The sequence below is a fragment of the Billgrantia desiderata genome (assembly GCF_900108215.1).
Lineage (GTDB): Bacteria > Pseudomonadota > Gammaproteobacteria > Pseudomonadales > Halomonadaceae > Halomonas > Halomonas desiderata.
In genome coordinates this window covers 90891-113856 of record NZ_FNVC01000003.1, presented here as the reverse complement: position 1 = coordinate 113856, position 22966 = coordinate 90891, and the positions used below count along the sequence as shown (strand labels likewise).

Genomic DNA, 22966 nt, shown 5'->3' with positions numbered 1-22966 from the left:
GCTTCAGCGTGGGGGCATCACGAATCGATGGGCGATGCCGGCAGACGCGAAACGCCGGGGGACAGGTCGAAATCCACTTCCAGCGTGCAGTAGCGACCGCGCACGTCGGGGTCGGGTGCCTGGCCGTCGTCGTGGATGGGGAACTCCATGGCCAGGTCGGCGCTGGTGACGCCGAACACGCAGTCCGATTCGAGGAAGGGATCGTCCTTGGGGAAGATCTGCGTCACCAGGGTCCGATGCCCCTCGGCGGAGACGGTGAAGTGCAGATGTGCGGCGCGGAACGGATGGCGACTCTGCGCCTCGAGCATTTCGCCGACGATGCCGTGGGTGGGAATCGGGTAGCTGGCCGGACGAATGGTGCGGAAGTGGTAGCGCCCCTCGGCGTCGGTGCGAAACTTGCCGCGCAGGTTGAGGTGCGGCTGGCTGTCGTCCTGGTTCTCGTAGAGCCCCTCCGGCGAGGCATGCCACACCTCCACCAGGGCGCCTGGCAGCGGCGTGCCGTCGCGGCTCGTCACCCGGCCGGAGACGAACAGCGGGATGTCGCTCGCCTTGGGCGTATCGCGGGAGATGTTGAAGCCGAGCGGATACTCCGGGTCCTTGCGGCTGTAGAAGGGCCCCAGCAGGGCCGGCGAGATCTGCTCCGGCGCGCGCTCCTGATTAAGGATCATCACCAGGGTGGAGAAGCCCAGGGCGTCGGACATCACCATGGTCTCGTTGTGGCGGTCGCGGGTGAGATGGCCGAGCCGGGTAACCGCATTGATGGCGGCCATGAACTCCTCCTCGCTCAGCTTCACTTCGCGGCCGAAGGCGTGCAGATGCTTGACCAGCGCGGTGAGGATCTCGCGCAGCCGCTCGTCCCTGGTGTGGCTCATCGCCTTGAGCACGATCTCGGTGATGTCGTCCGGGGTCTGCGGAATGCCATGCGGAACGATGTCTTCTTTATTGGGCAATTCGAACATGACTGGCTCCTGTTCGGCCTGGGCTGGCAGCGCCGCCCGACCGGCTGTTTATCGTTGTGTCATGGTGCCACTGCGCCGCATGCGCCCTTCAACGCTGGCGGCGCTTCACTTCTGCCAGGATTTCCTCGCGGTGTTCGTCCAGCACCGGGGGTGCAGTGACCTCCAGCGGCTTCACGCCGTCGTAGGAGACCGGCGAGCGCAGGGTGCGGAAGGTGCCCACCGTGGGGTGCTCGGTGCTCACCTCCAGCTGCAGATGCTTGACCTGAGGGTCCTCGAGCACCTCGTCGGTGTCGTACATCGGGGCATGAGGCACGTCCTCGGCCTCCAGGCGCCGGCACCACTCCGTTCGGTCGTGACGTCGGAACACCTGCTTGAGCACTTCGATCATCTGCTCCTGGTGGTCGATGCGCCCCTCGCGGGTGGCGAAACGTTCGTCCTGCAACAGCTCGGGGTACTCCATGGCGTTGGCCAGCCCCTGCCAGAACTTCTCCGGCGAGGACATGTGCAGCGCCACCCACTTGCCGTCGGCGCACTCCATCACGTAGGACTGCGACACCTGCGGCCGGCTGTAGGGGCCCATGATCTCGTTCTCGGAGAGATAGTGGGTGAAGGCGTCGAGGTTGAAGTGGCACATCGCCTCCAGCATGGAGACGTCGACCCGACGCCCCTGACCGGTGCGGCCGCGCTCCACCAGCGCGCCGAGAATGCCGTAGGCGGCGTAGAAGCCCGACAGCGCATCGGCCATGGCCGGCCCCACCACCCGCGGATTCTCGGGATTGACCAGCAGCTTGAGAAAACCGCTGGCGGCCTGGGCCACGGTGTCGTAGCTGGGGCGCCCGGCGTAGGGGCCGTCGTTGCCGAAACCGCTGATGGCGCAGTAGATCAGCCGCGGGTTGAGCTCGCGCAGGCGCTCTTCCCCCGCCCCCAGCCGCTCGGCGGTACCGGGGCGGAAGTTCTGGATGTAGACGTCGGCATCGCGGATCAGCGCATCGAAGGTGGCGAGATCCTCCGGCTCCTTGGTGTTGAGGGCGATGCTGCGCTTGTTGCGGTTGTAGGTCTGGTAGTGGGGGCTGTAGAGCCCGCCCTTGAAAGCGCGGAAGGGGTCGCCCTTGCCGGGCATTTCGATCTTGATCACGTTGGCGCCCAGGTCGCCCAGCAGCATGCCGGCGGCGGGGCCGGTGATGAAGGTGCCCTGCTCGATGACGGTGATGCCTTCGAGTACCTTGCTCATGGCTGCCCCCCTTCCTGGGTGAAGCCCGGCGGCACCTCACCGGTGTACTCGACCCGCTGCGCCGCCTGATAGGAGAGCGCGAAGCCGCAGGGCTGCTCGGCCTCCTCCAGCAGGTGGGCGATCAGCCCGGCGGTGCGTGCCAACAGCGGCACGCCGCGCAGCGCCTTGAGCGGAAAGCCCGCCCCCAGCAGCACGGCGGGAATGGCAGCGGAGACGTTGAGCTTGAGCTGCTTGCCGACGATGGCGGGAATGGCCCGCTCAACGGCTTCGGCAATCTCCACGTAGCGCAGCTCGGCGCCCGCCTCCCGCGCCACGCCGAACAGCGCCTCGACGCGCGGGTCGCGGGCCTTGTGCAGCGGGTGGCCGTAGCCGGGAATCGCTTCGCGGCGGGCGCGACGCGCGCTGACGACATCGTGTACGGCACTTTCGAGGGACTTGCCCCCGTCGATCTCACCGGCGATCTCGTCGAACAGCTCCCCCGCCGCCTGCGAGGCACCGAGGATCACCGAGCCGCAGCCCAGCAGCCCCGCCGCTACCGCACCCTGCAGCGCCTCGGGGGCGGCGGCATAGGTCATGCGACTGGCCTGCACGCTGGGTACCAGGCCGTGCTCGGCGATGGCCACCAGGGTAGCGTCCAGTACCCGGCGGCGGACGTCGCTGGCCGGCTTGCCGTCGAGCAGCATCAGGAAGTAGTCGGTGAAGGTGGTGTGGCCGATCAGCTCGGCGCTGAGGTCCTTGCCGCGCACTACGATGGTGTCGGCGTTGGAGGTGCTGATGGCGGTTCTTGGAATTGTCTCGCGCCCGATCTTCATGCTTTGGCTCCGCTTGGCAGATGCGAGCGAGTCATGCCGGAGCGGCACCCACGCTCGTGATGTGTAACGCTTGTGTTGGAACAACATAAGACGCCATCACGATGGACAGAAATGATAAATTTACATAAAAACGAGTGACACGATCGATTGATGACGCCACGACAGCGGAGCTTGCATGGAACTGCGCCACATACGGTACTTTCTGGCCATTGCGGAGACGCTCAACTTCACCCGGGCCGCCGAAAAGGTGCACGTCACCCAATCGACGCTTTCCCACCAGATCCGTCAGTTGGAAGAGGAGCTGGGCCAGCCGCTGTTCGCGCGGATCGGCAAGCGGGTGACGCTCACCGAGGCGGGCCAGAGCTTTCACGAGCACGTGGTGCCTATCCTGCGCCAGGTCGATCAGGCCGTGGGCGCCTTGAAGGAAGCCCCCGATGACCTGAGCGGCGAGCTGCGCATCGCCGCCACCCACAGCTTCAACGTGCAGCTGATCCCGCTTTGCCTCTCGCGTTTCATGCAGCGCCTGCCGCGTGTGAAGGTGGTAGTGGAAGAGCTTTCGGGAGATCGGATCAGCGAGGGGCTGGTCGACGGCTACCTGGATCTGGGCATCTCCTACCGTCCGGCCATTCCCCGCGGCCTGCGCTTCGAGCCGCTCTACAACGAGGAGCTGAAGCTGATCGTGGCCAACGACCATCCGCTGGCCCGGCGCAAGCGGCTGCGCATGGTCGAGCTGAACGGCGCGCGTATGACGCTGCTGGCGCCACACTTCTCGACCCGCCAGATGCTCGACGAGTGCTTCGCCGCCGCCGGCGCGCGTCCGCAGATCGTCGCCGAACTCAACGCCATCTCCCCCATGATCGAACTGGTGCGGCGCACCGATCTGTGCAGCATCGTGGCGGAGAACGCGCTGGGCAACGAGCCCGGAGTGAAAGCCATCCCGCTGGAGAGTCCCACCCCGGTACGCACGCCGGGCCTGCTGTGGTCGCAACAGGCACAGCGCTCCCCCGCCAGCCGCTTCATGGCCGAGACGATTCGGCAGGTGGTCAAGCAGGCGTCATGGGGGCGCTAGCCAGCGCCAGACCTTCGAGCGCTTCGATGTCGCTGATGGTGAGTTCGCGACCGGCCACGGCAATGACGCCCTGCTCCTGAAAGCGTGCCAACACCCGACTGACGGTTTCCAGCGCCAGGCCGAGGTAGCTGCCGATGTCCGAGCGCGACATGGAGAGAAAGAAACGATAAGGCGACAAGCCCCGGGCGCTGAAGCGCTCGGAGAGGCCGAGCAGGAAACTCGCCAGGCGCTGGTCGGCGGTGCGCCCCGAGAGCAGGCACATCATGCGCTGATCGCGGCGCAGCTCGCGGCTCATGCAACGATAGAGTCGCCCGCGCAGCTCCGGCAGCCGCTCGGCGAGAACTTCCAGTCGCGTGAACGGCAGCTCGCAGACGAAGGCGCTCTCCAGCGCCACCACGCTGCCATGGCAGCTCGCCTCGCCGATGGCATCCAGACCGACGATCTCCCCCGGCAGATGAAAGTGAGTGACCTGATCGCGCTGGCCGGGCTGCGCCACCGTTTGCTTGAGGCTGCCGGAGCGCACCACATAGAGGCTGGTGAAGGGCGCCCCTTGGAGCATCAGTGCCTGACCGCGCTTGAGCGCCTGCGGCAGCCGGATGATGTCATCGAAGGACTGCAGGGCATCGAACTCGAGCCCCAGCGGCAGGCAGCGGGCATGCAGGGTGCAGCGCTCGCAGCGGGGCACGGCGGAGCCTGGCCGCTGGGCGGGCCGGGGTTTCATGAGCGCACTCCTTACCTCGGTCTCACGTAGGGTCACACTGGGAGACTTCGATTCTGGCCTGCTGCGTTTCGCTTGTCCCGCCGCGCCGTCCCGCAGCGCGACAAAATGTTACTTCCATTGACCTGCATCAAGAGCTTCATGGAACGAAAGCAGCGGGATCAGGCAGTGAACACGGTGTACACCATCTGCAGCGCCAGCCCCATCATCATGACCGCGAAAATCCGCTTGAGCAGTGCCACCGGCAGGCGATGCGCCAGCCTGGCCCCCACGGGCGCCATCAGCATGCTGAAGGGAGCCATCAACAGCAGTGCGGGCAGGTAGACGAAACCCAGCGCGGCGCCGGGCAGGCCGGGGGTACCCCAGCCGTTGATCACGTAGCCCAGGGCACCGGCCAGGGCAATGGGCAGGCCGACGGCGGCGGAGGTGCCGATGGCCTGGGGCAGCCTGACGTTGCACCAGGTCAGAAACGGTACGGTCAGCGAGCCGCCGCCAATGGCCACCAGCGCCGAGATGCCGCCGATTCCCAGCCCCGCCCCGCCGAGGCCGACCGCCCCTGGAAGGTTCCGCGTCGGCTTGGGCTTGAGGTTGGCCAGCATCTGCAGAGACATGAAGATCATGAAGCAGGCGAAGAAGATCGCCAGGCCCCGGGTCGGCAGCAAGGCGGCAATGAAGGTGGCCAGAAAGGTACCTACCAGAATGCCGGGGGTCAGGTAGCGAACGATCTCCCAGCGCACGGCACCGTGGCGGCGGTGGGAGAGCAGACTCGCCGTGGAAGCGGGAATGATGGCGGCCATCGAGGTACCCAGCGCCAGGTGAGCCAGATGCTCGAGGGGCACCCCCTGGGTGAGGAACAGCGCGGTCAGAATCGGCACCATGATACCGCCGCCGCCGATGCCCAACAGGCCGGCCATGATGCCGACCACCCCGCCCAAGGCCACGTAGGCCAGCCAGATAAGCTCCACGGCCACTCCTCTCCGGATCAGGACCCACAAGGCGAGCCAGTCTATCAGAAAAGCGTCATCGGCGGCCCAAATGCAGCACGGCTGATTGGCAGACCCGACTACAGAGAAAAAAAACCGGCCCCGAAGGGCCGGTTTCGTCGTCGCTGGAAGCGACGTGTCTTGCAGTCAGCTTCGGCTCGACTTAGAAGTCGTAGCGTACACCGACGGTGTAGAGCAGATCGTCGTTAAGATCGCTGATGCTGTTGTCGCTATCGAAATCGGAGTCGTAGACTTCAGCGAAAACATACATCGGACGGCTGAAGCGATAGTTGGCGCCCAGCATCCACTGATTGGAAGAGCTGATGTCGCCGGTCGCTTCGTTGTCGTCCCAGCTGACATAAGAGTACTGGCCGTAGATCTCGCCCGTGCCGTAGTCGAAAGTAGCGCCAACACTGACGATATCGCGACCCAGGTACTGGAACGGTTTGCCATCCTCACCAGCTTCCATTTGTTCGCTCAGACGGGAATCGTTGGAGCTGCTGGTCTCGTAGCCCAGACGCGCGCTGAAGGCCGGCGTGAACTGGTACTGAACCACGCCGCCCCACAGCGCTTCGCCCGAATGGCGACCGGCATTGGCCAGCCTCGAACCGGGGCCATCGCCAGCTGAGTGGCCAGGGCCATCAACACGGTTGTAGTCGCGGTTCTCGTCGAAACCGAGGGCGAGGTACAGATCCTGCCAGGTGTAGCTCACCACCGCCTGGGAGCTGGTGGTGGAGCTGTTGTCGCCATCGCCCTGTTCTTCACCGTTGCCGGAGTAGTGCTTGACCTGCAGGTGGACCTGGAAGCCTTCCAGCACCGGAGTAGAGTAGGCCAGCGCGTTACCGTGCGAGCTATTGTCTACGCTACCAAAGGTAGACCAGCCTTCGTTTTCCGGCACATCGAACACGGCGCCAATGGCATTGTAATAGACGCTGTTGAAGTTACCGACCCAGAGGCGACCGAGCTGCTGGCTTTGAACGCCCACGAAAGTCTGGCGGTTGTTGGTGATCGGATCAGAATTACGGTCACTGGCGTCGAAACGGAACTCCGCGTTGGCGAATACGGACAGATCGGCGTTCACCTGGTTACGAGCGCGGAAGCCGAATCGGGAGCCAAAGTCCTCAAATTCAGAGCCAGAGCTCTTCACACCTTCGTCTTCCACCCCACCGCTGGTCAGGCCCATAACGAGACGGCCGTAGACGTCGACCTGAGTGCCGTCTTGGTCGTAAACGGTAGCTGCCTGAGCAGCGGTGGCGCCGTAAACCATGGCACCGGCAATGGCAGTCGCTAACAGTGTCTTTTTCATCGCGATAGTTCCTTTCACTAGCTTACTGTTTCGATCGTTACTGCACGGATCGGTGATCGGTGCAGGTAGCTTGCCGGGCATGGGTCCCGCCGTGCTTGGCTCGGTTCCTTCCCAGGAAGTGCCGGGGGCCGGTCATGACCGCAGCGAAGCCTTGTTATAGTCCAATGCTCGCAGGTATAACTCTATACCGGGAAAAATCGGAACGCAATAAGAAAAAACACTGTTTTCCTACGACGCTCGACCCTCCGACGGAACTTTTCCCTGCTGGTGCGGTCCGGACGCCCCCGGGACCGCGTGCCGCAAGGCATGGCAGTCGATCTGCCTGGCAGCGATGAGCCCGCACATCATGCCCCGCTGATACACCGCTGGCAAGTGACGGGCTTTCTACGCTTTGGTGACAGCGAAGTCAGCGCCCCTTGCGACTGCTGCCATGCTTGGCCAGTAGCGCCGATAGCTTGGCCTCCATGCGCTCCTCGGGGTCCGCCGTTGCGGCGATGGGATCGGCCGCTTCCGATGCGGGGCCGGCCGCCTTGGGTGGGACATTCTCGTGCGTCAGACGGGGGACCTTGTCGGCTGACTGATCGCCTGCTGCAACGGCGCGGCTGCGGCCGGAGTTCGCCTTGCCATTGCCCCGCTTCGGCGCGGCACCTGCCGGACGGCCGCGCTCACGCCGTTCGTCCTGCAGCCGCTCCAGCTTGCGCCTGGCATGCTCGGCGGCTTGGGCATCGACATCGCCGGCGGACGCACCGTCGAGGTCGATACGCTCGGCGCCTTCACGCATTGCCTTCAGATAACGCGGCAGGTTGACGTAGCCGGCCAGCGCGCGGCGCACCAGCTTTTCGGGCCAGGGCTCGCGTACGGCAAGATCGTGATGAATGCCGACCTTGAGCGGTCGCGTATGCCCCTTGAAGAAGGTATGGGGATAGCGCTGGTACCACTGCTTCAGCAGGGCATCGGCGGAGGGCGCCTGCTCGATGGCAAGCTGGCCCTGACGCTCGTCGGCGGTGCGCTCAGTCGAGGCCACCCTGGCCGAAGCATACGCCGGAGCGAAGGGAGCGACGGCTACTCCCCCTGCCGGAGCGAACGCTGTCGATGGCTTGATTGCTGCTTCTTTATCTTTACCGCCACCATTTTTACCGCCATCGCCTTTACCGCCGGCTGCCGACGCTTTGTCTATATCGTCTTTACCGCCAGCGGCCTGGGAGTCGGGCGACTCGCCGTGCTGAGCGGCCTCCGCCCGCGGTCGCTGCCCGATCAGCGCCGCCAGGCCCTGGGCGCGCCGCGCGGGGCCGGGGAATGCCGGGGTCGGCTCGCCCTTGCGCAGGCGTTCGCGCAGGCGGGCGTTGTCCTCCTCGAGCTCGCGGTTCTGCTCGTCCAGCTCGCGATTCTCTTCCATCAGCTCCAGGCGCGCCGCCTCGAGCTCCTGCTGCCGCGCTTCGGATTCGGCAAGACGGGACTCCAGCTCCTGGATTCTTGCGCGATAGCGGCGCAGCTCATGGAGCGCCGTGTCGGCACAGGTCTCCAAGACATCGAACAGTTGACGTGAACGCTCTTCGGTCAAACCGGCATCCTCCTGGCGGGCTCACGTTGACGACACGACGATCGAACGGGTGGCGAGAACGGGGCAGCTCCATGCCTCAGCCTAGTGTGTGCCACAAGCGAGGCGCTGACAAATGTGCAGTTCAGCGGCGCTGGTACTGCACGAAACTGTAGCTCGGCTGGCCCGGGCTGGGCGAACCCGGTACCCGCTGCACCTCCTGCCACTCGCGTTCGTCCAGCTCGGGAAAGCGGGCGTCGCCTTCCACCTCGACATCCACCTCGGTGAGGTAGATGCGGCTGGCATGGGGCAGCGCCTGGGCATAGATCTCGCCGCCCCCCATCACCATGATCTCCTCGCTGGCATCGATGGTGGCCTGCTGGTCGGCCAGGAACAGCGCCGATTCGAGATCGTGGCAGACCCGCACGCCGTCGTGGCGAAAGTTTTTATCGCAGGTCACCACGATGTTGAGCCGCCCCGGCAGCGGCCGACCGATGGAGGCGAAGGTCTTGCGCCCCATGATCAGCGGCTTGGCCTGGGTCATGCGCTTGAAGAACTTGAGATCCTCGGGCAGATGCCAGGGCAGCTTGTTGTCGACGCCGATCACGCCGTTGCGCGACACCGCGGCGATCATCGCCACCGGCACCAGGGTCTCGTCGGTCATACCGCTACCTCGGCCTTGATATGAGGGTGGGGGTCGTAGTCTTCGATGGCGATGTGCTCGAAGCGGAAGGCGAACAGGTCGTCGACGCCGGGGTCCAGCACCAGCCGAGGCGCCGGCCGCGGGGTGCGCGAGAGCTGCAGCTCGGCCTGCTCGAGATGGTTGAGATAGAGGTGCGCGTCGCCCAGGGTGTGGACGAAGTCGCCGGGTTCCAGCCCCGAAACCTGGGCGACCATCTGCGTCAGCAGCGCGTAGCTGGCGATGTTGAACGGTACGCCGAGGAAAATGTCGGCGCTGCGCTGGTAGAGCTGGCAGGAGAGCCGCCCCTCGGCGACGTAGAACTGGAACAGGCAGTGGCACGGCGGCAGCGCCATCTCGTCGACCAGCGCCGGGTTCCAGGCGGAGACGATCAGCCGCCGCGAGCTGGGGTTGGTACGCAACTGCTCGAGCAGCTTGGCGATCTGATCCACATGGCCGCCGCGGGGGTCGGGCCAGCTGCGCCACTGATAGCCGTAGACCGGGCCGAGATCGCCGTTGGCGTCGGCCCACTCGTCCCAGATGCTGACTCCATTCTCCTTGAGATAGGCGATGTTGGTATCGCCACGCAGGAACCACAGCAGCTCGTGGACGATCGAGCGCAGGTGCAGCTTCTTGGTGGTCACCAGCGGGAAACCGCGGGAAAGGTCGAAGCGCATCTGGTGGCCGAACAGCGAGCGCGTACCGACCCCGGTGCGGTCGCCGCGCTCCACGCCCTGCTCCAGCACCTGCCGCATCAGGTCCAGATACGGCTGCTCGAGAGCGGGTCGCTCGGGTGGCGATTGAAGGGCGGCCCGCTCGGTAGCGGGTCGTCCGAGCTGGGCGTTGTCGTCAGGCATCTTGGCAAGGCTCTATCTATAAGATGGTCGATTGGCAGTCGATCGATTGACCCGTGAGTCTACCGCCTCCGCTCACGCACTCCTACTCTCGGCGAGTATCGCTGCGTAGCTCCCGTCGAGTTTCGCTGCCCCGCTGTCATCGAGTTTCACTGTATCGCCTTGTCGCCCACCAGCGGCTGACGCCGCGACCAGGCGATGAGTACGATACCGAAGAGGATCATCGGCAGGGTCAGCAGCATGCCCATGGTGAACCAGCCGAAGGCCAGGTAGCCGATGTGGGCGTCCGGCAGGCGGTAGAACTCCACGCCGAAGCGGAATACCCCATAGAGCAGCAGAAACAGGCCGGACACCAGCCCGCGCCGACGCGGCTGGGCCGACACCCACCACAGGATGACGAACATCACCAGGCCTTCGAGGAAGGCCTCGTACAGCGCCGTCGGATGCCGCGGCTCCGGCCCCATGCCGGGGAACGGCATGCCCCAGGGCATCTCGGTGACCCGACCGGGCAATTCGCGGTTGATGAAGTTACCGATGCGCCCGGCGCCCAGGCCGATCGGCACCATGGGAGCGAAGAAATCGGTCAGGCTGAAGAAGGCCATGCGCTTCTTGCGGGCGAACCAGAGGGCGGCCAGCAGCACGCCGATCAGCCCGCCGTGAAAGCTCATGCCGCCGTCCCAGACGCGGAACACCCACAGCGGGTCGGCGGCCCACTGGCCCATGCCGTAGAACAGCGCATAGCCGAGGCGACCGCCGACCACCACCCCGATGGCGAGATAGAACAGCAGGTCGCCGACATCGTCATGGGTGAGGCCGAAGCGATGGGCCCGTCGGCGTCCCAGCCACCAGGCCCCGACGAAGCCGATCACGTACATCAGACCGTACCAGTGCACCTGGAAAGGGCCGAGCGTGATGGCGACGGGATCGATATCGGGATAGTTCATGTGCACCTCGGAACGAAAAAACGGAGCCCCACGCTGGTCTGCAGGCCGAAGGCGCAGACCGGGGCCGGCATGATGATCAGTCCGCCGTCGATGAAAGAAACAGGGTCATGTCGATGCGGAATCTTGAAAGGCGTCCGGCCGCCACTGCCGAAGCAGATCGATGAGCTCACGCGGGCCATAGGGTTTGGCCAGGTAGTCGTCCATGCCGGCCTCGACGAAGCGCTGGCGGTCGCTGTCGGTGGCGTTGGCCGTGAGCGCCACCAGAATGCTGCGACCGGCCTCGGGAGCGAGCGTCTCCTGTTCGCGCCAGCTCCGGGCTGCCTCGATGCCATCCATGTCGGGCATGAAGATATCCATCAGCACCAGGTCGTAGAACAGACGCTGCTGCTGTTCCAGGGCTTCCGGGCCACTGGCGACACTGTCGACCCGAAGCCCCTGGGCCTCGAGCAGCTGGCTGGCCAGCATGCGGTTGACCGGGCCGTCATCGACCACCAGCACCCGCAACGGTTCGTCCTGGCCGGCGCTGGCCGCGGGCATCAGCTCGCCCCGCTCTCCGGCCAGACTGTTGACCAGCAGCAAAATGTCGGCGATACGCTCGCGCAGGTGCGCGTAGCGCAACGAACTCCCGTTGCCGGATGCCGTCTTCATGCTATCGGTCAACTCCTTCAGCAGCGGCTCCAGCTCGCGCTGCAGCAACGTCAGGTAGTGCGACTTGAGCCGCGAGTCCTCCCTCGCCCGCTCGCGGGCCGCCAGCAGGTTGCCGAATTCGTGCATGCCGGCGCGTTCGAAGAGCAGCAATTGATAGGGCGAGGCTTCCAGCCACTCCGCCCGGAAGGAGCGCCAGCGCCCCTCTCCATCGAGCACCTGCACCTCGACCAGCCTGTCTCCCGCATCGCCTCGCTCGATCAGTCGCGTCGCGGGGTCCTGTCCTCTCAGCGTGGCCAGGCCTTCTCCCAGCAGCTGCTCCATGGCCAGGTTGGCGCCGACGATGCGCCCCTGGTAGAGCAGCAGCGCCGGCCGCTGACTGCTCGCCAGCAGCGCATCGGGGCTCGGCACCAGCTCGAGTCGCGTTTGCAGCTCGATCATGCCGTCATGCAGACGCTCCATGCGCCCCATCATCGAGTCGTCATGGGTCTCGAGCCGTTCCGGCTGTCCCAGCCAACCCGGCAGCATCTGTTCGGCTTCCAGCAGCAGACGCTCGATACGCTCGAGCCGGCTCTCGGTCTGAGCCTCACATTCGCGAATGCGGTGGCGTAATTGCAGGAGAAAGGCCGAGGTGGTGAGGGTCGTGCCGACCAGCAGAGCCAGCAGCAGCCAGGCGGGTCCCGTCCAGGTGGCAGGATCGGGGGTGGCCAGCCACAGCACGGCGGCAGCCAGCAGACACAGCAGTACCAGGGCCGCCTGGGCCAGCAACAGCGGCCACAGCAGAGGCCATATCAGGTACGACCATAAGCGGTCCTTGTGTGCTACCACGGGCGTGCGTCCCTGTGCCGAATGCCGATGGGTGAGTTTACGCCGCTACGTCCTGGCTGTCATGGCGACACCGGGAACGAGTTGCGGTGCAAGGCAATTCGCTCCCGCGTCACGCCCTGAGGCTGCCCACCGGGGCCGAAGCGACGCTCTTCCAGCACCACGACGCCCGCGCCGGCGTCCCACTCCAGCCAGGTGGTGGCACGGGTGCCGTACTGCTCGCCGACGATGAAAGGCGGCGACAGCCGACGCTCCAGCTCCAGCCCCACGCCGGAATCGGGCAGATGGCCATCGTCGGCCGGCCGGGTATCGCCAAACGCCTCCAGGGCGTCCTCCGGCCAGCGGCGACGCTGCGCAGCCGCCAGCCCCTGCCGGGCGACGACCAGCTTGGGCCAGGGCGTATCGAGGGTGGCATTGGAAAGCCCGTGGATGCCGGGCGCGACCTGGGTGAGCAGCAGCTCGTCTCGGCCGCGATGCAGATGCCAGAGGCGCTCGCCATCCCCCGCCAGCAGGTTGAAGCCGGCATAGCGCCAGCCCTCGCCCCCGGCAAGCCGGAGCAGCCAGGCGCTGAGGTCGGGGCACTCCAGCGCCTCGCGCACGAGCTGCCCCCTGCTCGGTGCATCCGGCGACACGTCGAGCAAGGGGTCGCGCACGTTGGTCACCGCCGCGACGCGCCCGCGACGATGCACCGCCAGCCAGCTGCCGCCGGCCTCGAGATCACGGCCGCCGACGATGTCGGGCGCATCCTGCCACGCCGCCAGTGCAGCCGTCGGTCGTTGATGGAACTCGTCGCGGTTGGCCACCAGCCGCAGCGCTATCGGCGCCTGGGGTTGAAAGTCGAAAGCGATGAGACACATGAACCGCACTCAGTCCCGCGGCGGCAGCAAGTGCGCCAGCTGCCATTCGCTGAGACGCCCGAACAGATGGCTGCGAACCGCCACCGGCGTATTGAGCGCCAGGGTTTCCTGAACCAGCGCCTTGGCGGCGTCGATCGACACCCGACGAATGGCCGCTCTGACCCGGGGCAGACTGGGGGCGTTCATGGAAAGGGAATCGAAGCCCATGCCCATCAGCAGCAGCGCACCGGCCGGGTCGCCGGCCAGTTCGCCGCACACCGAGATCGGCTTCTTCAGCCGCCGGGACTCCTCGGCCAGCCACGCCATGGCACACAGCACGGCGGGGTGACAGGAGTCGTAGAGGCTCGCCACCCGGGGGTTGTTGCGATCCACCGCCAGCAGGTACTGGGTCAGGTCGTTGCTGCCGACGGAGAAGAAGTCGACCCGTTCGGCCAGCGCATCCAGTTGATAGAGCGTGGCGGGAACTTCCAGCATCACGCCGACCCGGGGCCGCGGCGAGACGACGCCCTCTTCGCCCAGCTCACGAATGGCGCGATCCAGCAGGCGCAGCGCATCGTCGACTTCGTCGACGTTGGTCACCATGGGCAGCAGAATCTGCAGGTTGTCGAGCCCTTGGGCGGCGCGCAGCATGGCGCGCAGCTGCACCATCAGCACCTCGGGATGGTCGAGCGTGACCCGGATGCCGCGCCAGCCGAGGAAGGGGTTGGCCTCCTCGATGGGGAAGTAGGGCAGATCCTTGTCGCCGCCGATGTCGAGCGTGCGCATGACCACCGGCAGCGGCGCAAAGCTTTGCAATTGATCGCGGTAGAGGCGTGCCTGCTCCTGCTCGCTCGGAAAGCGCTCGGCGATCATGAATGGCACCTCGGTGCGGTACAGCCCCACGCCGCTGATGCGCTTCTTCAACGACACCGCGGTATCGATGGCCAGGCCGGTGTTGACCATCAATGGCATCACGTGACCGTCCGGCGTCTCGCTGGGCAGGTCCTGCTCATGCTCCAGCACTTCGGTGAGCGCGATCTCCTCGGCGATCAGGCTGCCGTAGCGGGCCTTCAGCTCGTCGGACGGCCGCACGAAAAGCCGCCCCCGGTGCCCGTCGAGGACCACCTCGGCGCCGGAGAGCCGCGGCAACGGCAGGTCGACCATGCCCGACACGGTGGGAATGCCCATGGCTCGCGCCACGATCGCCACGTGAGAAGTGCTCGAGCCGCGCAGCGAGACCAGCCCAGCAAGACGCTCTCGCGGCACTTCGCCCAACGTGGCGACGCTGATCTCGTCGCCGACCAGAATGGTACTCTCGGGGAAGTTGGCCGGCGTCTGGGGCGTCTCCTCCTGCAGATGCGCCAGCACCCGGCGGCCCAGGTCACGCACGTCGGCGGCCCGCTCGCGCAGGTAGTCGTCGTCGACCCGCTCCAGGTACTGCACGTGACGCCGCACCACGTCGGCCAGCGCCCCCGGGGCCCACTGCCCTTCACGAATGCGCTTCTCCACTTCCTGGGAGAGCGCCGCCTCGCTGAGCATCTGCTGGTAGACCTCAAACAGGGCCAGTTCCTGGGAGGAGATGCGGTTGGCCAGGCGCTCGCCCGCGGCTCGAATCTCCTCGCGCACGCACTCGATGGCCTCCTTGAGGCGCGCGATCTCGTGCTCGACGTCGGTGGGAATCAGGTCGGGAACGCTGTCCAGATCGGCCAGCGGCGCCACCACCACCACCTCGCCGATGGCCATGCCGGGCGAGGCGGGAACGCCGGTGAACATGGCCTGCCCGCCAGGCAGCGTAGGCTTGCTGAGACTGCCCGTGGCCAACGCGTGAGCCAGCACGCCGGCCAGCTGCGCGCCCATGGTGATGAGAAAGGCTTCGTCCTCCTCATCGTAGCGGCGCTTCTCGGCCTGCTGTACGACGAGCACGCCGAGCATGCGCCGCTGATGGATGATGGGCACGCCGAGAAAGCTGGAGTAGCGCTCTTCGCCGGTGGCCTCGAAGTAGCGGAAGCGCGGGTGCGACGGTGCGTCCTCCAGGTTGAGCGGCTCCTCGCGCTCGGCCACCAGACCGACCAGGCCCTCGCCTACCCGCAGGGTGACCTGCCCCACCGCCTGGCTGTGCAGGCCGATGGTTTCCATCAGCACCAGCGCCTCGATCTCGGCATCGTAGAGATAGAAGGAACATACGTCGGTGCGCATGGCCTTGCGGATACGGCGAACCATGGTCGCCAGCGCCGCATCGAGATTGCGTGCCCCGTTGACCTCCTGGATGACCCGGCGTAGCACCTCGAGCATCGGCGTCTTGCTTTCCATCGTTGTCGTCCCTCGCCTGCTGAGGAGTCAAGGCCAAGCACCCGCCAGTGCGGCGGAGCTCACACGGGGCCCTGCGTTGCCCCACTCGTACCGAACCGCGGATTCTTCGCTCAGCGCCCTTCCAGCGCCAGCCGCTGCGCCCGCGGCGACAGCTCGCTCAACGCGCGGCGATACACCTCGCGCTTGAACGGCACCACCTGGCCCAGCGGATACCAGTAGCTGACCCAGCGCCAGTTATCGAACTCGGGCTTCTCCGAGCCATCCATGCAGATGCGGCTCTCCTGACAGCGGATCCGCAGCAGGAACCACTTCTGTTTCTGGCCGATACACACCGGCCTCGAATTCATGCGCACCATGCGTCGTGGCAGGCGATAGCGCAGCCACCCCCGGGTACAGGCAAGCAGTTCGACGTCATCGGCGGTGAGGCCGATTTCCTCCTCCAGCTCTCGGTAGAGCGCCTGTTGCGGTGTTTCGGTTGACTTGATGCCTCCCTGGGGAAACTGCCACGCATTCTGTCCTACCCGACGCGCCCAAAGCAGCTGCCCCCTGGCGTTGGCGATGATGATGCCAACGTTGGGGCGAAAGCCGTCAGCGTCGATCACGGACGTCACCTTGTGAAATTCATCGTTGCTTGCATTCTTCCACAAGGGCGTGAAGCGCATCAATACAACGATGGGGCCGGATCGGCGACAGGAGAAAAAGCTCAGGCAGGCTTAGCAGCGAGGACGTTGTCTGACATAATCGCCAGCTTTCACGAAACCTAGCAAGTCATTACTCACCAAATCGCAAGGGGTAAGCCGTGAGTCTGGCCATCTTCGACCTGGACAATACCCTGCTCGCCATCGACAGCGACCACGCCTGGGGCGAGTTTCTGCTCGAACAGGGAGCAGTGGATGCCAAGGCCTACCGTGAAGCCAACGACCGCTTCATGGCCGACTATGAGGCGGGAACGCTGGACATCCACGCCTTTCTCGCCGTGGCGCTCAAGCCGCTCGCCGACAACAGTCCCGAGCAGTTGGCGGCCTGGCATCAGCAGTTCATGGCCAGCAAGATCGAACCCAACATCCTGGCCAAGGGCGAGGAACTGCTGGCACGCCACCGCAGCCGCGGCGACACTCTGCTGATCATCACCGCCACCAACCGCTTCATCACCGGCCCCATCGCCGAGCGGCTGGGGGTGGATCATCTGATCGCGGTGGAGCCGGAGGTGCGCGACGGCCGCTATACCGGCCAGGTCAGCGGCACCCCGAGCTATCGTGAAGGCAAGGTCAAGCGCCTGGAAGAGTGGCTGGCGGACAAGGATCTGACACTGGACGACGCCTGGTTCTACAGCGATTCCCACAACGACCTGCCGCTGCTGGAGCTGGTGGAGCATCCGGTGGTGGTGGACCCCGACGCCACTCTTCGCGAAGTGGCCGAACGCCGCGGCTGGCGCATCATGAGCCTGCGGGACTGAGCGGCTTCGCCAGTTCATGAGTCGTAAGAACGGCGCTTCGCGCCTGGAAGAGCGAAGACGAAAGACAAAAACCCCGAAGGCCTGAGACCTTCGGGGTTTTTCTTGGCTCTTACTTCTTATTTCTTACACGCTTAGCCCAGCAGATGCTCGACGGCGGCGCGCTCTTCCCGCAGCTCGTCTTCAGTGGCCTTCATCTTGGCGCGGCTGAACTCGTCGATCTCCAGACCCTGGACGATCTCGTAGTTGCCGTTCTGGCAGCGCACCGGGTAGGAGTAGATGATGCCCTCGGCGATGCCGTAGCTGCCGTCGGAAGGAATCGCCATGCTCACCACCTGATCGGTGCCCAGCGCCCAGTCGCGCATGTGGTCGATGGCGGAGGAGGCGGCGGAAGCGGCGGAAGAGGCACCGCGCGCCTTGATGATCGCCGCGCCGCGCTGCTGCACGGTGGGGATGAAGTCGTTCTCGTACCAGTCGCGCTCGACCAGCTCGAAGGCCGGCTTGCCGGCCACCTTGGTGTGGGCCAGGTCCGGGTACTGGGTGGCGCTGTGGTTGCCCCAGATGATCATGCTTTCCACGTCGGTGACGCGCTTGCCGGTCTTCTGCGCCAGCTGGGTCAGGGCACGGTTGTGGTCCAGACGGGTCATCGCGGTGAACTGGCGCGGATCGAGATCCGGGGCGTTGCAGGAAGCGATCAGGGCGTTGGTGTTGGCCGGGTTGCCCACCACCAGCACGCGCACGTTGCGGCTGGCATTGTCGTTGAGCGCCTTGCCCTGCACGGAGAAGATCGCCGCGTTGGCTTCCAGCAGGTCCTTGCGCTCCATGCCCGGGCCGCGCGGACGAGCGCCGACCAGCAGGGCGAAATCGACATCCTTGAAGGCGACGTTGGGGTCGTCGGTGGCGACGATGTCCTGCACCAGCGGGAAGGCGCAGTCGTTCACTTCCATGACCACGCCGTTGAGCGCGTCCATGGCCTGGGGAATCTCGAGCAGCTGGAGAATGACGGGCTGATCCGGGCCCAGCATGTCGCCTGCGGCAATACGGAAGATAAGGGAGTAGCTGATCTGGCCGGCACCGCCGGTAATGGCAATACGTACGGGATCTTTCATCGTTGCTCCTTCGGTTGAGCCGCCGTGAGGAAAACGCTGCTACGAATGGCTGCGCGAGCGAATCGTTCAGCATTTCCTGAGGATGAGCCTTGCGAGCGCTTGCCCGCCCTGGCCGGGATTCGGACCGCAAGATGGTATGCTTGCAGTGCACAAAACTCAATCCGACCTCCGACTAGGTGCTCCTCGAAGGACGGCCACGCATGACCACTGCCCTATGTGCGATCATGCGCTATCATGCAATGCTTGATTAGCCGAGCAGGCTACACGATTCAGCCGGCTCGGCTCCGCGCGACGCAGCACTCGCTGCGCAGGCTCGTCTACCGTACTCCTGCTATCGAACCAGGGAAGGCCGCATGCTGAGACGTCCCCCTATTTCCGCGCTGCTGGCCGCTATGGTGCTGCTGGCTCTGCTGCTGTGGCTGGCACTCGGCGACGTGCAGCGCTTCCAGCAACAGGCGCCCACTGCGGAAGCGCCGCCCGCCGAGACCCTGCCCCGGGTCGAGTACCGTCACAGCCGGGCCGTCGCCTACCAGCCACAGCGGGTGGTGCAGGGTCAGCTGGTGGCTTTTCGCGAGGTCGAGCTGCGCACCCGCCATGCCGGCCGGGTCGTCGAATTGCCGGTAACCCAGGGCAGCGCGGTGGAAGCCGGCTCGCCCCTGCTGGCGCTGTCGCGCGACGCCCTGGAAGCGCAGCTGCAGCGCGCCGAGGATCGGCTCGAACTGGCCAGGGCAGAGCTGGCCGGGGCCGACAGTTTACGTCAGCGCAACCTGATCTCTCAGCCCGAACTGCTGGGCCTGCAGAGCAGCGTCAGCGTGGCGGCGGCGGAGCTGGCCGAGCTGCGCCAGGCGCTGGAGGAGACGCGCCCTGCGGCCCCCTTCGACGGCGTCGTGGACCGCCTTCACGTGGAGCTCGGCGAGGTGCTGCAGATCGGCGACCCCTATGCCCGCCTGGTCGACGACCGCCGTCTCAAGGCCAGCGCCTGGGTGGCCCAGCGCGATGCGCCCGACCTTGCCCCCGGGCTGCCCGTCGAAGCGCGCCTGCTGGACGGCAGTCGCCTCGCCGGCGAACTGACCCACGTCGCCAGCCGTGCCGACGAGTCCACTCGCTCCTTCTATATCGAAGCCGAGTTCGACAACGCCGAGCGGCGGCGTCTGGCCGGCGCCAGCGCGACCCTGGCGATCACCCTGCCCGAGCGCGAGGTACATCACTTCTCCCCCGCGCTGCTCGAGCTGGACGATGAGGGCCGGCTGCGGGTCAAGCATCTGGACGAGGCGGACCGGGTGGTGAGCACCCCCGTCAGCCTGGTCGCCGCCGACGCCACTCAGGCCCGGGTGGCCGGGCTACCCGAGACGATTCGCCTGATCACCCTGGGCAGCGGCTTCGTCGCCCCCGGCGATGAGGTCATCGCCGTACCGGCGCCAAGTGAGACCGACAACGGTGCCGCTGAAGCCAGCGCCAGCGAAGACGACACAAGCGGCGAGCGCGCAGAGCAGGAGACCCCCTGACCATGCGCACCCTGATCGAGGCCGCACTGGACCGGTCGCGCACCACCCTGCTGTTGCTGCTGGCGCTGCTGCTGGCGGGCCTTGCTGCCTGGCAGGCGGTGCCCAAGGAAGCCAATCCGGACGTACCGATCCCCATCATCTACGTCTCGCTGGCACTGGAGGGGGTGAGCCCCGAGGATGGCGAACGGCTGCTGGTGCGGCCCATGGAACAGGAACTGCGCACCATCGAGGGCGTGCGCAAGATGACCTCCCAGGCCAGCGAAGGTCACGCTGCGGTGACCCTGGAATTCGACGCCGGCTTCGACCCGCGCCAGGCGCTGGCCGACGTGCGCGAGCGGGTCGACATCGCCAACGCCTCGCTGCCCGACGAGGCTGAGGAGCCGCGGGTCTTCGAGGTCAACGTCGGCCTCTTCCCGGTGCTGACCCTGGGGCTCTCGGGTCCCATCGAGGAGACCCGGCAGCTGGCCATCGCCCGCCAGTTGCAGGATGCCTTCGAAGGCGTGCCCGAAGTGCTCGAGGTGGAGATCGGCGGCGAGCGCGAGGAGCTGATGGAGATCGTCATCGACCCGCTGGTGCTCGACAGCTACGGCGTCGACTTCGATACCCTGTTCAACCTCATCACCCGCAACAACCGCCTGGTCGCCGCCGGCAGCCTGGATACCGGCGCCGGCCGCAGCCCGGTCAAGGTTCCCGGCATCATCGAGTCGCTGGACGACGTGCTCGGCATGCCGGTGAAGGTCGACGGCGACCGGGTGGTCACCTTCTCCGACGTGGGCTGGATTCACCCCACCTTCAAGGACCCGACCGGTTTCGCCCGTATCGACGACGAGCCGGCCCTGGTACTGGAGATCTCCAAGCGTGCCGGCGCCAACCTGATCGCCACCATCGAGGGGGTGCGCGAGATCCTCGACCAGGCCGCACCGCTGCTGCCCGAAGAGCTCTCGATCACCACCATCATGGACCAGTCGGTGACCGTCGATCAGATGCTCTCGGAGCTGCTCAACAACGTGCTCACCGCCGTGGTGCTGGTGCTGATCGTGATCCTGGCCGCCATGGGCGTACGCTCGGCGCTGATGGTGGGGCTGACCATTCCCGGCGCCTTCCTCACCGGCATTCTGCTGATCTGGGCCATCGGTTACACCCTCAACATCGTGGTGCTGTTCGCCCTCATCTTGGTCGCCGGCATGCTGGTGGACGGCGCCATCGTGGTCAGCGAGCTGGCCGACCGCCACCTGCGCGAGGGCCAGCCGCCGCGGCAGGCCTGGGTTAACGCCGCCTCGCGCATGAGCTGGCCGGTGATCGCCGCCACCGCCACCACCCTGGCGGTGTTCTTCCCGCTGCTGTTCTGGCCCGGCGTGGTGGGCGAATTCATGAAGTACCTGCCGGCCACGGTGATCTTGTGCCTGCTGGCCTCGCTGGCCATGGCGCTGATCTTCCTGCCCACCCTGGGCGGCGTGTTCAGCGTGCGCGCCAGCCGGGCCGTGCACGGCGAGGAGATGATCACCGCCGGCGGGCGCCTGTATCGCACCACCCTGGCCCGACTGCTGGCCTGGCCCGGCATGACGCTGACGATCGCGCTGCTGCTGATGGCGCTGATCTTCGTCGGTTACGGTCGCTTCAACCACGGCGTCGAGTTCTTTCCCGACGTCGAACCGGAGAACGCCCAGGTGATGGTGCGTGCTCGTGGCGACTTCTCCGCGCTGGAGAAGGACGCCATCGTGCGCCGGGTGGAAGCGCGGCTGGCCGGCATGAGCGAGGTGCAGGCGCTCTACGCCCGCTCCTACGCCATCCCCAACGAGCAGCTCGGCAGCGACGTGATCGGCACGGTGCAGTTCCAGTTGATCGACTGGCAGGAGCGCCGCCCGGCCCGGGTGATCATGAACGAAATGGCCGCGCGCACCGCCGACCTGCCCGGGGTGGTGCTGGAGTTTCGCGAGCAGGACATGGGCCCCGGCGCCGGCAAGCCGATCGTACTGGAGGTGAGCGCCCAGCAAGAGGCCGACAGCGAGGCCACGGTGGAAACCATCCGGCGTGAAATGGAACGCCTGGGTGGTTTCCGCGACATCGAGGACAACCGCAGCCTGCCCGGCATCGAGTGGCGGCTCAACGTGGACCGTGCCGCCGCCGCCCGGCTCGGTGCCGACGTGGCCGCGGTGGGCAGCGCCGTGCAGCTGGTCACCAACGGCCTGCAGGTGGCGAGCTACCGGCCCGCCCATGCCCCCGACGAAGTCGACATCAGCGTGCGCTTCCCCCATGACTGGCGCAGCATCGATCAGTTGGACCGGCTGACCCTCAATACCGCCCGCGGGCAGGTGCCGATCTCCCACTTCGCCAGCCTCGAGCCTGCACCGCGAGTCGGCACCCTGCACCGCATCGACGGCCAGCGTGCCATCACTCTGGAGGCGGACGTGGCCGAAGGCTACCAGCCCGACGAGCGGCTGCGCGCCCTCCTGGCGGCGCTGGGCCCACCGCCGGAGGGCGTGCGCGTCAACGTGGCCGGCGAACAGGAGGACCAGGAGGAAGCCAGCCGCTTCCTGATCACCGCCTTCCTCGTTGCGATCGGGCTGATGCTGCTGATCCTCGTCACCCAGTTCAACAGCCTCTATCAGGCGCTGCTGGTGCTCTCGGCCATCGTCTTCTCCACCGCCGGCGTGCTGATGGGCCTGCTGATCAACGGCCAGCCGTTCGGCATCGTCATGGTGGGCATGGGCATCATTGCCCTGGCGGGTATCGTGGTGAACAACAATATCGTGCTGATCGACACCTACAATGAGCTGCGCCGCGCGGGGCTGGCGCCCTACGACGCCGCCCTGGAGGCCGGCGGCCTGCGCCTGCGCCCGGTGCTGCTCACCGCCATCACCACCGTGCTCGGGCTGATGCCGATGGTGTTGGAGATCAACGTCAATCTGTTCGCCCCGAGCCTGGGCTTCGGCGCCCCCTCCACCCAATGGTGGACCCAGCTCTCCAGCGCCATCGCCGGCGGCCTGGTGTTCGCCACCGGACTGACGCTACTGCTGACGCCGTGCATGCTGGTACTGTGGCAGCGTCGCTCGAAGCAGGAAGCGGCAGAGCCCGCCAAGGCCTAAACCACATCGTGGCGCATAGAAAGCGCGCACACGAAAACGCCGCCCCGGGGACAAACCGGGGCGGCGTCGAAATGGGTCGGCCCGCAGGCCTGCTAGAGAACGGTT

At 66.1% G+C, this 22966-nt stretch carries 19 protein-coding genes; 4 read left to right on the top strand and 15 right to left on the bottom strand.

The annotated features are described in order from the left end of the window. Positions 1-17: 17 nt before the first annotated feature. From C4S71_RS04470 to C4S71_RS04460, 3 genes are all read right to left on the bottom strand, one after another. Positions 18-959, bottom strand: a complete 942-nt coding sequence (locus tag C4S71_RS04470) for a dioxygenase family protein (RefSeq protein ID WP_103968334.1) — start codon at positions 957-959, stop codon at positions 18-20. Between the two features lie 88 nt (positions 960-1047). Continuing rightward, complete coding sequence (locus C4S71_RS04465; protein ID WP_103968333.1) at positions 1048-2190, bottom strand: CaiB/BaiF CoA transferase family protein; 1143 nt, start codon at positions 2188-2190, stop codon at positions 1048-1050. Further along, entirely contained in the window at positions 2187-3002 is an 816-nt protein-coding gene (locus C4S71_RS04460; RefSeq protein WP_103968332.1) for a citryl-CoA lyase, read from the bottom strand. Before C4S71_RS04460 ends, C4S71_RS04465 begins: the two co-directional genes overlap by 4 nt. Before the next feature lie 175 nt (positions 3003-3177). On the opposite strand from C4S71_RS04460, the gene C4S71_RS04455 reads away from it, so the two are divergent. Continuing rightward, a complete protein-coding gene (locus C4S71_RS04455; RefSeq protein WP_086509472.1) occupies positions 3178-4071 on the top strand; it encodes a LysR substrate-binding domain-containing protein in 894 nt (297 codons plus the stop codon). Here the strand turns inward: C4S71_RS04455 and fnr are convergent. The 11 genes from fnr to C4S71_RS04400 form a co-directional block, all read right to left on the bottom strand. After that, positions 4046-4792, bottom strand: coding sequence for a fumarate/nitrate reduction transcriptional regulator Fnr (gene fnr, locus C4S71_RS04450; protein ID WP_103968331.1), 747 nt, complete (start codon positions 4790-4792; stop codon positions 4046-4048). The two genes, C4S71_RS04455 and fnr, sit on opposite strands and share 26 nt — an antisense overlap. Positions 4793-4950: 158 nt before the next feature. After that, entirely contained in the window at positions 4951-5754 is an 804-nt protein-coding gene (locus C4S71_RS04445) for a sulfite exporter TauE/SafE family protein (protein ID WP_103968330.1), read from the bottom strand. 181 nt (positions 5755-5935) lie between these two features. Beyond that, entirely contained in the window at positions 5936-7078 is a 1143-nt protein-coding gene (locus C4S71_RS04440; protein WP_160113354.1) for a porin, read from the bottom strand. 406 nt (positions 7079-7484) lie between these two features. After that, positions 7485-8639, bottom strand: a complete 1155-nt coding sequence (locus tag C4S71_RS04435; RefSeq protein WP_235014197.1) for a ProQ/FINO family protein — start codon at positions 8637-8639, stop codon at positions 7485-7487. A 121-nt stretch (positions 8640-8760) separates the two neighbouring features. After that, complete coding sequence (locus tag C4S71_RS04430; RefSeq protein ID WP_103968328.1) at positions 8761-9279, bottom strand: dihydrofolate reductase; 519 nt, start codon at positions 9277-9279, stop codon at positions 8761-8763. Next, complete coding sequence (locus C4S71_RS04425; protein ID WP_235014204.1) at positions 9276-10049, bottom strand: thymidylate synthase; 774 nt, start codon at positions 10047-10049, stop codon at positions 9276-9278. Before C4S71_RS04425 ends, C4S71_RS04430 begins: the two co-directional genes overlap by 4 nt. A 248-nt stretch (positions 10050-10297) precedes the next feature. Next, positions 10298-11092, bottom strand: a complete 795-nt coding sequence (gene lgt, locus C4S71_RS04420) for a prolipoprotein diacylglyceryl transferase (RefSeq protein WP_103968326.1) — start codon at positions 11090-11092, stop codon at positions 10298-10300. A 105-nt stretch (positions 11093-11197) separates the two neighbouring features. Continuing rightward, complete coding sequence (locus tag C4S71_RS04415) at positions 11198-12565, bottom strand: response regulator (RefSeq protein WP_103968325.1); 1368 nt, start codon at positions 12563-12565, stop codon at positions 11198-11200. A 59-nt stretch (positions 12566-12624) separates the two neighbouring features. Further along, on the bottom strand, positions 12625-13419 hold the full coding sequence (locus C4S71_RS04410; protein WP_103968324.1) for an NRDE family protein: 795 nt from the start codon (positions 13417-13419) through the stop codon (positions 12625-12627). Positions 13420-13428: 9 nt separating this feature from the next. Continuing rightward, on the bottom strand, positions 13429-15690 hold the full coding sequence (ptsP, locus tag C4S71_RS04405; RefSeq protein ID WP_103968446.1) for a phosphoenolpyruvate--protein phosphotransferase: 2262 nt from the start codon (positions 15688-15690) through the stop codon (positions 13429-13431). Positions 15691-15818: 128 nt separating this feature from the next. Then, entirely contained in the window at positions 15819-16310 is a 492-nt protein-coding gene (locus tag C4S71_RS04400) for an RNA pyrophosphohydrolase (protein WP_026037963.1), read from the bottom strand. Positions 16311-16507: 197 nt separating this feature from the next. Between C4S71_RS04400 and C4S71_RS04395 the strand changes: the two genes are divergently transcribed. Then, a complete protein-coding gene (locus tag C4S71_RS04395; protein WP_103968322.1) occupies positions 16508-17164 on the top strand; it encodes a histidinol-phosphatase in 657 nt (218 codons plus the stop codon). 131 nt (positions 17165-17295) lie between these two features. On the opposite strand, the gene C4S71_RS04390 is transcribed toward C4S71_RS04395, so the two are convergent. Then, the gene (locus C4S71_RS04390) at positions 17296-18270 is read right to left on the bottom strand and encodes a malate dehydrogenase (RefSeq protein WP_103968321.1); all 975 of its coding nucleotides are present in this window, start codon (positions 18268-18270) and stop codon (positions 17296-17298) included. Between the two features lie 353 nt (positions 18271-18623). Between C4S71_RS04390 and C4S71_RS04385 the strand changes: the two genes are divergently transcribed. Continuing rightward, positions 18624-19775, top strand: coding sequence for an efflux RND transporter periplasmic adaptor subunit (locus tag C4S71_RS04385; RefSeq protein ID WP_103968320.1), 1152 nt, complete (start codon positions 18624-18626; stop codon positions 19773-19775). A gap of 2 nt (positions 19776-19777) precedes the next feature. Continuing rightward, positions 19778-22861 carry an efflux RND transporter permease subunit gene (locus C4S71_RS04380; RefSeq protein WP_103968319.1) on the top strand — a complete coding sequence of 1028 codons (3084 nt, stop codon included), beginning with the start codon at positions 19778-19780 and terminating at the stop codon, positions 22859-22861. The last annotated feature ends 105 nt before the right edge of the window (positions 22862-22966 follow it).

Coding starts and splice junctions, on each gene's coding strand:
- C4S71_RS04470 (WP_103968334.1), bottom strand. CDS start 959: ATGTTCGAATTGCCCAATAAAGAAGACATCGTTCCGCATGGCATTCCG.
- C4S71_RS04465 (WP_103968333.1), bottom strand. CDS start 2,190: ATGAGCAAGGTACTCGAAGGCATCACCGTCATCGAGCAGGGCACCTTC.
- C4S71_RS04460 (WP_103968332.1), bottom strand. CDS start 3,002: ATGAAGATCGGGCGCGAGACAATTCCAAGAACCGCCATCAGCACCTCC.
- C4S71_RS04455 (WP_086509472.1), top strand. CDS start 3,178: ATGGAACTGCGCCACATACGGTACTTTCTGGCCATTGCGGAGACGCTC.
- fnr (WP_103968331.1), bottom strand. CDS start 4,792: ATGAAACCCCGGCCCGCCCAGCGGCCAGGCTCCGCCGTGCCCCGCTGC.
- C4S71_RS04440 (WP_160113354.1), bottom strand. CDS start 7,078: ATGAAAAAGACACTGTTAGCGACTGCCATTGCCGGTGCCATGGTTTAC.
- C4S71_RS04430 (WP_103968328.1), bottom strand. CDS start 9,279: ATGACCGACGAGACCCTGGTGCCGGTGGCGATGATCGCCGCGGTGTCG.
- C4S71_RS04425 (WP_235014204.1), bottom strand. CDS start 10,049: ATGCGGCAGGTGCTGGAGCAGGGCGTGGAGCGCGGCGACCGCACCGGG.
- lgt (WP_103968326.1), bottom strand. CDS start 11,092: ATGAACTATCCCGATATCGATCCCGTCGCCATCACGCTCGGCCCTTTC.
- C4S71_RS04410 (WP_103968324.1), bottom strand. CDS start 13,419: ATGTGTCTCATCGCTTTCGACTTTCAACCCCAGGCGCCGATAGCGCTG.
- ptsP (WP_103968446.1), bottom strand. CDS start 15,690: ATGCTCGAGGTGCTACGCCGGGTCATCCAGGAGGTCAACGGGGCACGC.
- C4S71_RS04390 (WP_103968321.1), bottom strand. CDS start 18,270: ATGAAAGATCCCGTACGTATTGCCATTACCGGCGGTGCCGGCCAGATC.
- C4S71_RS04385 (WP_103968320.1), top strand. CDS start 18,624: ATGCTGAGACGTCCCCCTATTTCCGCGCTGCTGGCCGCTATGGTGCTG.
- C4S71_RS04380 (WP_103968319.1), top strand. CDS start 19,778: ATGCGCACCCTGATCGAGGCCGCACTGGACCGGTCGCGCACCACCCTG.